The sequence below is a fragment of the Saccharopolyspora sp. 6M genome (assembly GCF_020176775.1).
Classification (GTDB): Bacteria; Actinomycetota; Actinomycetes; order Mycobacteriales; family Pseudonocardiaceae; genus Saccharopolyspora_C; species Saccharopolyspora_C gregorii.
This window is the reverse complement of record NZ_JAIUJZ010000267.1, coordinates 1-9,454: the sequence shown is the minus strand read 5'-3', so window position 1 is coordinate 9,454 and position 9,454 is coordinate 1. Positions and strand designations below refer to the sequence as shown.

Sequence of the window (9,454 nt, the reverse complement as noted above, 5' to 3'; positions counted from 1 at the left end):
CCCCTTCCGGCGTGCTGGGGGGGGGCCCCCGGCCGTTGTGGGTGGGCGGCGCCGGCGGGGGGGGGGGGGGGGTGGGGGGGGGGGGGGGGGGCCCCCCCGCCCCCCCCCCCGCGCGCGGGACCGCGGCGGCGGGAGGCGTCCCGGACCGGTGCGCGGGGGAGGGGTCGCACCGGCCGGGAGGCTCACGATCGAGGGTCGGGCTCCGGGACGAGGAGGTGTGCGGGTGCGCGCGCCGGATCGTCGGCGCAGGCGACCAGCGCCGGTCCGGTCACCCAGATCTCCAGTCCGCCGTCGCAGACCACCTCGCGCACCGTTCTGCCCGCCACGGCACCGGACGCCCCCGCCAGCGCGTCCGCTTTTCCTTCGAACACCCGATCGGGCGTTTTCCGCTGCGACAAAGCCGTTCCTCCGAATAGACGCGGATGCGGTGCGACAGAATCGGATTCGCGCCATTCCGGCGTTCCCGCGATCCCGTCCCGCACAAAGGTGTCCGGTTGCACATCGGGACCACCAGAGCGCCGATCGCGTGATCGAGGAGAACAGCGACGACAGGTAGGTGTTGCATGGTCGCCACCGCAGGTACGCCTCGGGCCAGGGCCCTTTCCGCCGCGCTGCGCGATGCGCGGGAAACGCGCGGAGTGGGCCTCCGGGTGTTAGCGCGGCAACTCGAGATCTCGCACACCCAGATCTCGCACTGGGAGACCGGGCACCGGGTCCCCGGCGTCGAGGTGGTCGCGATGATCCTCGCCGCGCTGCGGGTGTCGCCGGGGGAGCGGGAACGCATCCTCGACCTCGCCCGCAACCTCGGCGAGCCGAGCTGGCTCACCGTCGGGATCTCCGGCATCCCGCAGCAGCTGGCGGGCGCGATCGAGTGCGAACGCGCGGCTTCGGCGATCGTGGAGTGGTCGCCGATGGTCGTGCCGGGCCTGCTGCAAATCCGGGACTACAGCAGGGCGATCCTGGAGAAGGTCGATCTGCCCGCGGCGGACTTCGACACCCGCGTGCTGGTGCGTGCCGGTCGAGGCGACGTGCTGCTGCGGCACGATCCGCCGCGATTCGAGGCGTTGATCAGCGAGGCGGTGGTGCACGAGCCCGTCGGTTCCGCACACGTCATGCAGGCGCAGCTCGCTCACCTCGTGGTGATGGCAGCGAAGTCGAACGTCACCATCCGTGTCGTGCCGCTGCGGGTCGGCTGGCACCCCGGTTGGTCGGGTCCGTTCGTGGTCTACGAGTTCCCCGCCGCCCCGGCCGTCGTCCATTTCGAGCACTACAGTTCCGGCGCGTTCGTGCCGGTCGAACACGATGTCAAGGAATACCGCACCGCCTCGCAGCGCATTCGCGACGTGGCCCTCGGTGCGGCCGACTCGCTAGACTATCTCGCGAAGGCTCTCCGGGAATGGGAGGTACGTCCGTGAGTGGGATCGTGTGGCGGAAGTCGAGCCGTTCCAATCCGAACGGGAATTGTGTCGAGTTGTCGAATCCGCGGGGACTGATCCGGGATTCGAAGGATCCGCGTGGTCCGGTGTTGCGGGTGGATGTGGCGGGTTTCGTGGCTTCGGTCAAGCGCGGCCGCTTCGACCCGAGCTGACACCCCCGGCCGGTGCCGTCGAGCCGTGGTGCGGCCGGCCGGGCCGTGCCGGCCCCGCGACCGTGCCGAGCCCCGTGCCGGTGCCGGGACGCCCGTGTGTGACTCCGGTTCGAGGGTGCCGCCGCGGCACGGTGTTCACTGATCTCCGGATCGTGCGAGCGGGCCGGATCGCGAGCGGAGGAGTGGGCGCCGATGGAACTGCACCGCCCGGCGTGGCGGCCGATCGCGCTCATCGCCGGGGTCGTCGCCCTCGCGCACCTGGGCGTGGCGGCCGTGCCGCGCCGCTGGTTCGACGAGGACCTGGTGGTCGCGATCGGCCGTCACCACCTGGACTGGGGCGCGGTGGACCAGCCGCCGCTCACCCCGCTGCTGGCGCGGCTCGCGGACGCGATCGCTCCGGGGAACCCGGTGGTGCTCGCGGTTCCGGCGGTGCTGGCCACCGCGGCCGCGGTGGTGCTGACCGCGCTGATGGCCCGGGAGCTCGGCGGCGACGCGCGGGCCCAGGTGCTCGCCGCGCTCGGTTCGGCCACCTGCGTGGCCGCCGCCCAGTTCGGGCACTGGCTGACGCCGTACTCGCTGGAACCCGCGCTGTGGGCGGTGCTGTTCCTGTTGCTGCTGCGGTGGATCCGCACCCGGGACGACCGGCTGCTGCTCCTGCTCGGCGTCGCCGCCGGGATCACCGCGCAGACCCGGTTCCAGGTGCTGGCGCTGGGCGTCGCGGTGCTCGTCGCGGTCGCCGTGGCCGGGCCGCACGACCTGCTGCGCCGACCCGCGGCCTGGGCGGGCGTCGCGCTCGCGCTGCTGATCACCGCGCCGACGCTGGCCTGGCAGGCCGCCCACGGCTGGCCGCAGGCCGCGATGGGCGCCGTGGTGGCGGCCGAGAACCAGCTGATCTACGGCGGACGGGTGCTGGTGGTGCTGCATGGGCTCGCGGTGATCGGGCCGCTGGCGCTCGGGCTCGCGGGCTGCGGGCTGGTGGCGCTGGTGCGGGACCGGCGGTGGCGGGAGCACCGGTTCCTCGCGGTGGTGTTCGCCGTGCTGTTCACCGCGTTCGCGCTCGCCGCGGGTCGGCACTACTACCCGTTGCCGCTCTACAGCGCCTTCGTCGCGGTCGGCGCGGTCGCGCTGCAGCACCGCCGCGAGGCGGGACGGCGGCGGGCCGCGTGGCCGGTCGTGCTGCTCAGCGCGGTGCTCGCCGCCGGAGCGCTCGGGTTCACCACGGTCATGGCCGCGCCGAGGTTCGCGGACGCGCTGGTCGCGGCGACCGCCCGCGCCTATCGGGACGTCCCGGCCGCCGAGCTGACCCGCACCGCGCTCGGCGCCGGGCCCTACGTGTACGCGACCTACCTGGACACCGCGGCGCCCGAGCTCGGCCTGCCGCCCGCGGTGAGCACGAACCGCGCCTACGGCTGGTTCGCGCCGCCGCCGGAACGACAGGACCGGATGCTGTTCGTCGGAGACCCCGGCCGGTTGCGCGACCGGTTCGCCGCGGCGAACCGGGTGGCGGTGGTGGACGCGCCGACCACGCTGGGCACCTACGGCGGGATGGTTCCGGAGCGCGCCGAGCTCTGGCTCCTCACCGGCCGCACCGACCCCTGGGCGGAGATCTGGCCGGACCTCCGAACCCTCACCCTCGACCCGCCCTGATCCGAACCGCGGAGCCGCACGACCGGTCCGCCGCCGCGCCCGAGCCGCCCGAGCACGACCACCGCCGCCGCGGACAGCGGTCGGATCGAGCCGGCGCGCTCATCGACGAGGACGGGCCGCGCAGTTGTCGATGCGCCGGTTCGGCGTGCACCACCAGATCGACGGCGAGGAAGCGCTGTCGGCGGGCCGGAGGTGCTGCACTCGCCGTCCGGTTTCGTCCTCGGGCGCGCGCTCCGGAGGGCGAACGAGCACAAACATCCGAAGTGGACTCAGGCGGTTTTCCGCTGTTGCACGGGGATGCCCGGGGCGGCCGGGGCCGTGCGCCACCGCGCCGACCCCGGCTCCCGCGCCACCTCCGCCCTGGCGGTGATACCGACCGGTTCCGCCCCCGGGCTAGCGCGGCCCCGGCGCCACGTCCGAGCGGGTGTTGGAATCCGGCACGTCTCCGGGCAGCACGACCGGGTTCGGCGTCGGGCCGGGGCTCCACAGGCCCCAGTGGTCCTCCTCGTGGGTGTGCGCGGCCGCCGACGCGGGCAGCGCGTCCGGCTCGTACGGGTGCACCGCGTACAGCGAACCCCAGTCGTTGCCCAGGTCGTTGCGCAGGTACGTCGGCAGCTCCGTCATGCTCGTCGCCACGTTGAGGTACCCGAACGGCCCGCCCGCGTCCGGCGCCGACCAGCCCTGCCCGGTGCCGCGCACGTCCCCGCCACCGGAGACCCGGAACCGAGGCAGCTCGGCGATGCCGTGGTGGATCGAGGTCATGTTCAGGCACGGGTGCACCATCGCCGCCGGCCACTCCACGAACGCCGGAGCGTCGCCCACCACGTCCGTCATCCGGGTCAGCCGCGGCGCGCGGGGAGCGCTGACCGCCAGCCAGCCCTCCTCGCCGAGCGCGCGGTCCTCGGCGACGACCCGCACCCGGGTCGCCTCCGCCGGGGCCGCGACGCGGTGGTCCCGCCAGCGCTGCTCGTCGTCCTGCCCGATCGGATCGCGGCGCAGGATCTCGAAGCCCTCCGGGGTGTCCCGCCCGAACTCCACCGACAGCGAGTTCGCGCCCGAGGTGCGCCCGGCGGAGCTCACCACGATCGGCACCTCGCCGCTGGTGGCGCGCTCCGGCAGGTCGTACCAGCCGGTGCGCAGCTTCCCGGTGCTGGTCGGGGAACCGTAGCTGCCCCACACCGGCGCCTGTTCGCTGCCGAAGCGGTACGGCGGCGTCCACAGCGGCTGCCCGGTGTCGATGTTCCGGGTGTCCGGCAGCCCGCCCCGGACGAATCCGGCGTCGCTGCCGCGCAGGTACTCATCCGGGGTCTCGTCCTCGTCGGTCTTCCCGTCCGGGACCGCGCGCCCGGGCTGTGGCGCCGGGGCGAGGACGCCGGACGCCGGATCGGTCTCGGCGTACACCGAGTCGGACAGCCCGCAGCTCGCCCCGGCCAGCTGGCGCACGTTGTCGGTGGCGAGGTTGTAGGTGTCCCAGCGCTCCGGGATCACCTTCGCCAGCGAGGCCAGCTCGGCGAGCATCAGCAGCGCGCACACGATCGACAGCGGTGCCGTGCCCAGCCGCAGCGCCCGCGACCGGTCCTCGGTCGGTGCCGGGGGGTTCCGGTCGTCGAGCTTGAGGTGCTCGCGCAGCGCCACGCCCAGCGCGATCGCCGCGATGATCAGGAACCCGGTGCTGAACTCGTAGCCCTTGATCGACGGCGGCTTGTCGAACCACGGCACGCCCCAGCCGGAGGCGTACCACCAGGCGTTGGTGCCGGTGAACGTGAACGCCAGCACCACCATCAGTCCGCCGAAGAACACCGCGCGGTTGCGCTTCGACCGCAGCACCGTGCTGCTGGTCGCCAGCGCGGTCAGCGCTGCCACGGCACCGCCGACGGCGGCGAGGATGCCGAAGTGGTGGGTGTGCTTGGTCGGCGTGAGCGCCAGCGCGACGAAGTACAGCCCGGCGACGGTGAGCAGACGCCTGGCCGGCCCGAGCGCGGCACCGCGGATCCGGCCCCGCCGCAGCAGCACCACCGCGCACATCGCCAGGCACAGGATCAGCAGCAGCACCGGGAACCGGCGGGTCAGCGAACCGTCCGGGGACATGCCGAACAGCAGCTCGTAGCGGCTCAGCTCCTGGTACCAGGCCTGCGACGGCCCGATCTCGGAGCGCACCGCCGTGGCGTCGGCGACCGTCTGCAACGACTGGTCCCCGAACGAGGCGACCAGCACCACCAGGCCGGCGGCCGCGACCGGGCTCAGCACCGCCACCCAGCCGAACCGCTCCGCGCGGTCCCGCACCAGGTGCAGCAGCGGTTTCGCGGCGGCCAGGAACGGCAGAACCGCGACCATGCCGTGCGGGTTCACCGCCACCGAGAACGCGGCGACGATCAGCCCGAGCGCGGCGGGCGCCAACCGGCGGGTCGCCACCGCGTACTCCACCGCGCACAGCGCCAGCAGCGCGAGCACCACCACGACCGGTTCCGGGCGCAGCCCGTTGTCGTAGGGCAGCCAGCAGGCGAGGAACACCGCGGCCGCGGCCCACCCGGCGGCGCGGCTGCGGCGGACCCGCTGGCCGAGCCGGGGCAGCACGAACCGGCTGATCAGCACCCAGCTCAGCAGGCCCATCAGCAGCGCGGGCACCCGCAGCCACGGCGTCGCCGTGGACACCGACACCCACAGGGACTGCAGCTCGACGAACCAGCCCATCGGCGCGACCGGGCCGGAGAACCACCGGTAGAAGTCGTTGACGTAGCCGAGGTCACCGCTGACCCGGGCCATCGTGAGGAAGTACCCGTCGTCGGAGGTCATCGCCCCGATCAGCCACCACGCCAGCAGCGCGGCGGCCACCGCGGCGTCGCGCCCGGTGGGCTTCCACCGCCCGCGGCCCAGCCGCACGGGCCGCCGCCCGGCGAGCGCGTCGATCCGGTGCAGCGCCCCGAGCGCCCCGGCGCAGCCGAGCACCGCGAGCACCATCGCCGCGATCTTCAACGGGGTGGGGTGGCTGTCGTAGCGGTCGTCCACCTGCGCGGAGAACGACAGCCCCCGCACGTCGTCGACCGCACCGTCCACATCGGAGTAGATCCCGGTCAGCTGCGGCCGGGCGTCGCCGCCGACGCGGGCGAAGGTCTCGTCGCCCACCGAGGCGGTGGTGGCCCGGCCGTCGGAGTGCACCCGCACGGTGCAGTCCCCGGCGGGCAGCGGCGCGGTGCCGAGCTGCTGGCCCTGCGAGATCAGCCGCAGCTGCCCGTCGTGCACGTCCAGCCGCAGACCGGTGAGATCGCCGTACTCGGCCTTCGGCGGGTTGGTGCTCAGCAGCACCGCAGGGTCCGGACTGCGCTCGTCGAGGCCGCGCGCGGTCGCGCACGGGACCTCCAGGTCCAGCCGGATCGGCTGGTACGCCGACAGCGGTGCGGACACCGCCTGGGTCCCCTGCGGGGTCGGCCAGCGCAGCTCGGTGATCTCGAACCGCACGGGCAGGAACGGCACGAGCACCGCCGCGACCGCACCGATCAGGCCGCAGACCACCGCGATCCACCGCAGTGGTCGTTCCCGTGTGGACACCGGGTTCACCTTCCTTCTGCCGGAGACGGGCCGCGCACGGCCGAAGCGGTGAGCGCCGCACAACCGACGAGCACCAGTACCACGATCATCGCGTACCGCAGTCCGAAGTGGTCACCGAGGGAACCGAGCAGCGGCGGCCCGACGAGGAACGCCAGGTAGCCGGCGGTGGCGACCGCGCTGACCCGCGGGGTGGCGTCCCCGCCGCCATCTCCCGCAGCCGAGATCGCCAACGGGAACCCGAGGGCCGCGCCGAGCCCCCACAGCACGACACCGGCGGAGGCGGCGACCGGACTGGCGGTGAAGATCACCAGGACGAGCCCGAGCGCCGCGCACCCCGCGCTCGCGCGCACCACGGCGACCCGCCCGAACCGCACCACCAGGGCGGAACCGGCGAACCGCCCGGTCGTCATCGACGCGGCGAACGCCGCGAACAGGACCGTCCCGGAAGCCGGGTCGAAGCCGTGCGCGTCCACCATCAGCAGCGGCAGCCAGTCGTTCGCCGCGCCCTCGGCCAGCGCCATGCCCAGCACTACGCAGCCGATGAGCGCGATCCGCGGCTGCGCCCACAGCGCGAGCTGCTCCCGGGCGGCGGTGCGGGGACCGCGCCGCGGACCGCCGTGCTCCTTCCCGAAGCCGGTGGGCAGCGCGGGAACGACGACGGCCGTGGTGATCCCGGTGAGGACCGCGACGCCCAGCAGATGCCACTCGACGGCGACCTCGGCTCGCGTGAACACCATGCCGAGCACCGCGCCCGCCACCGTCCCGGCGCTGAAGGTGCCGTGCAGCAACGGCATCAGCGGGCGACCGGCGAGCCGCTCGACCTCGGCGCCCTCCACGTTCGTCGCGATCTCCGAACACCCCATGCCCAGGCCGAACAGCAGCAGCCCGGCGAACGCGCCCGGCGCGGTGGCGACCGCCGTGGCGACGCCGAGCACGGCGAGACCCGCGACCGCCAGCGCCATGCTCACCGCGATCACCGGCCGGGTGCCGAACCGCCGCACCACCGGCCCGGCGGCGAGGATGCCGGTCATCGATCCGACGGAGAGGCCGAACAGCACCAGGCCCATCTCGCCGGTGGAGGCGGCCAAGGCGTCGCGGATGGCGGGCGTGCGCGTCACCCAGGAGGCCAGTGAGACGCCCAGCAGCAAGAAGATCCACTGGAGTGCGCGGCGGCGGCCGGGGGCGCCGGTGGGGGCGGTCGGTGGCGCGCCGCCACCCGGGTGCTCGGTCATGGTTCCTCTCGGTGGCGGCGTGAACGCAAGCCGTTGCGTACGATCGTACGCAATGATGCGTACGATCGTACGTGAGAGGGTTTCGGGATCGACCGGCCTCCGCCCCGCCCGGACCCGCACCGGACGGGAGGTCACCCATCGACTACCTTCTGTCGAGGTGACGCGGGAAATGCCACCGAAGGGCCGCCGATTCGACCCGCAGCGGCGGGCGCGCATCATCGACGCGGCACTGGGGCTCATCGCCGACGAAGGCGTCGCGGGCACCTCGCACCGCAAGATCGCCGCCCGCGCCGACGTGCCGCTCGGCTCGATGACCTACCACTTCGCCAGCATCGACGAGCTGCTGCGCGAAGCGTTCTCCCGGTTCACCGGCGCGGTCATCGCCCGCTTCGAACGACGGCTCGGCGCCGCGCACGGCATCGCCGAAGCACGCCTCGCGGTCGCCGACCTCGTCCACGAAGACCTGTTCGCCACCCGAGCCGATCTGGTGCTCACCCACGAGCTCTACGCGCTGGCCGCGCGCGAACCCGCCTACCGCGAGCTGATCGACGAGTGGATGCGGCGCAGCCAGGAAGCCCTCGGCAGGCACTTCGACGCGGACACCGCCCGCGAACTCGACGCGCTGATCGAAGGGCTCACCATCCACCGCGCGCTCGGCACCAGGTCCGGCGACGACCGGGAACTCACCCTCGACGCCATCCGCCGCATCACCGCGGGCGCCGGTGGGGCGGAGTAGCGCCCGAGGCGGGGCGGGCTCGGTGCCGGGGAACCCCGTGGCGCGCGGGGAGATCGGGGTCGCGCGGCGTGGAGGATCCGGGCAGGGTTGGTGAATCCGGGCAGCGCTGGAGGATCCGGACGGGCCGAGAAACCAGGCGGTGTCACAGAGTCCGCGGGCTCCAGGCGGTCCCCGGCTCCGGGCGGTCGTGCAGCGGATCCGGCGGAGCGCCCGGCCGCGGAACCGCGACCGAGCGCCGCGGCCTCACTTCGGGTCGAGCACGAACACCGGGATCAGCCGGTCGGTCTTCTCCGCGTAGTCCGCGTACGACGGGAACGCCGCGACGGCCCGCTCCCACCACTGCGCGCGCTCCTCGCCGGACACCTCGCGGGCCGAGTAGTCGCGGATCGTCGTCCCGTCCTGCAACGAGATCTCCGGGTGGGCCTTGATGTTGTGGTACCAGGTGGGGTGCTCCGGGGCACCGCCCTTCGAGGCCACCACCGCGTAGCTGCCGTCGTGCTCCACCCGCATCACCGGCGTCGGGCGGGGCTTCCCCGACTTCGCGCCGCGCAGCGTCAGCAGCACGATCGGCGCGCCGCGCACCTCCAGGCCCTCCGTGGTGCCGGTGCGGCCGATCTGCTCGACCTGCTGCCGGACCCAGTCGGGCACCTTGTTGTTCTCGTCGCTCATACCGCCCGCAACCGCCCCCGCCCGTGATTCATTCCC

At 73.8% G+C, this 9,454-nt stretch carries 8 protein-coding genes; 4 read left to right on the top strand and 4 right to left on the bottom strand.

The window, feature by feature from the left end; translation table 11 throughout:
* Positions 1-182 precede the first annotated feature (182 nt).
* A complete protein-coding gene (locus LCD31_RS27000; RefSeq protein ID WP_224962685.1) occupies positions 183-398 on the bottom strand; it encodes a hypothetical protein in 216 nt (71 codons plus the stop codon).
* 165 nt (positions 399-563) lie between these two features.
* Between LCD31_RS27000 and LCD31_RS26995 the strand changes: the two genes are divergently transcribed.
* The 3 genes from LCD31_RS26995 to LCD31_RS26985 all read left to right on the top strand — a co-directional run bounded on the left by LCD31_RS26995 (position 564) and on the right by LCD31_RS26985 (position 3,235).
* A complete protein-coding gene (locus LCD31_RS26995; RefSeq protein WP_224962683.1) occupies positions 564-1,415 on the top strand; it encodes a helix-turn-helix transcriptional regulator in 852 nt (283 codons plus the stop codon).
* On the top strand, positions 1,397-1,588 hold the full coding sequence (locus LCD31_RS26990) for a DUF397 domain-containing protein (protein WP_224962681.1): 192 nt from the start codon (positions 1,397-1,399) through the stop codon (positions 1,586-1,588). Before LCD31_RS26995 ends, LCD31_RS26990 begins: the two co-directional genes overlap by 19 nt.
* A 192-nt stretch (positions 1,589-1,780) precedes the next feature.
* Positions 1,781-3,235 (top strand): glycosyltransferase family 39 protein, encoded by a 1,455-nt coding sequence (locus tag LCD31_RS26985; protein ID WP_224962679.1) that lies wholly within the window; start codon positions 1,781-1,783, stop codon positions 3,233-3,235.
* Between the two features lie 393 nt (positions 3,236-3,628).
* Here LCD31_RS26985 and LCD31_RS26980 read toward each other — a convergent pair whose 3' ends face one another.
* Together LCD31_RS26980 and LCD31_RS26975 are read right to left on the bottom strand one after the other, a co-directional pair.
* Positions 3,629-6,781 carry an arabinosyltransferase domain-containing protein gene (locus LCD31_RS26980; protein WP_224962677.1) on the bottom strand — a complete coding sequence of 1,051 codons (3,153 nt, stop codon included), beginning with the start codon at positions 6,779-6,781 and terminating at the stop codon, positions 3,629-3,631.
* A 5-nt stretch (positions 6,782-6,786) separates the two neighbouring features.
* Positions 6,787-8,013 (bottom strand): MFS transporter, encoded by a 1,227-nt coding sequence (locus LCD31_RS26975; RefSeq protein WP_224962675.1) that lies wholly within the window; start codon positions 8,011-8,013, stop codon positions 6,787-6,789.
* A 169-nt stretch (positions 8,014-8,182) separates the two neighbouring features.
* Here LCD31_RS26975 and LCD31_RS26970 point away from each other — a divergent pair, with 169 nt between their 5' ends.
* A complete protein-coding gene (locus tag LCD31_RS26970) occupies positions 8,183-8,749 on the top strand; it encodes a TetR/AcrR family transcriptional regulator (protein ID WP_224962673.1) in 567 nt (188 codons plus the stop codon).
* 243 nt (positions 8,750-8,992) lie between these two features.
* Here LCD31_RS26970 and LCD31_RS26965 read toward each other — a convergent pair whose 3' ends face one another.
* On the bottom strand, positions 8,993-9,418 hold the full coding sequence (locus LCD31_RS26965; RefSeq protein ID WP_224962671.1) for a nitroreductase family deazaflavin-dependent oxidoreductase: 426 nt from the start codon (positions 9,416-9,418) through the stop codon (positions 8,993-8,995).
* Positions 9,419-9,454: the final 36 nt, after the last annotated feature.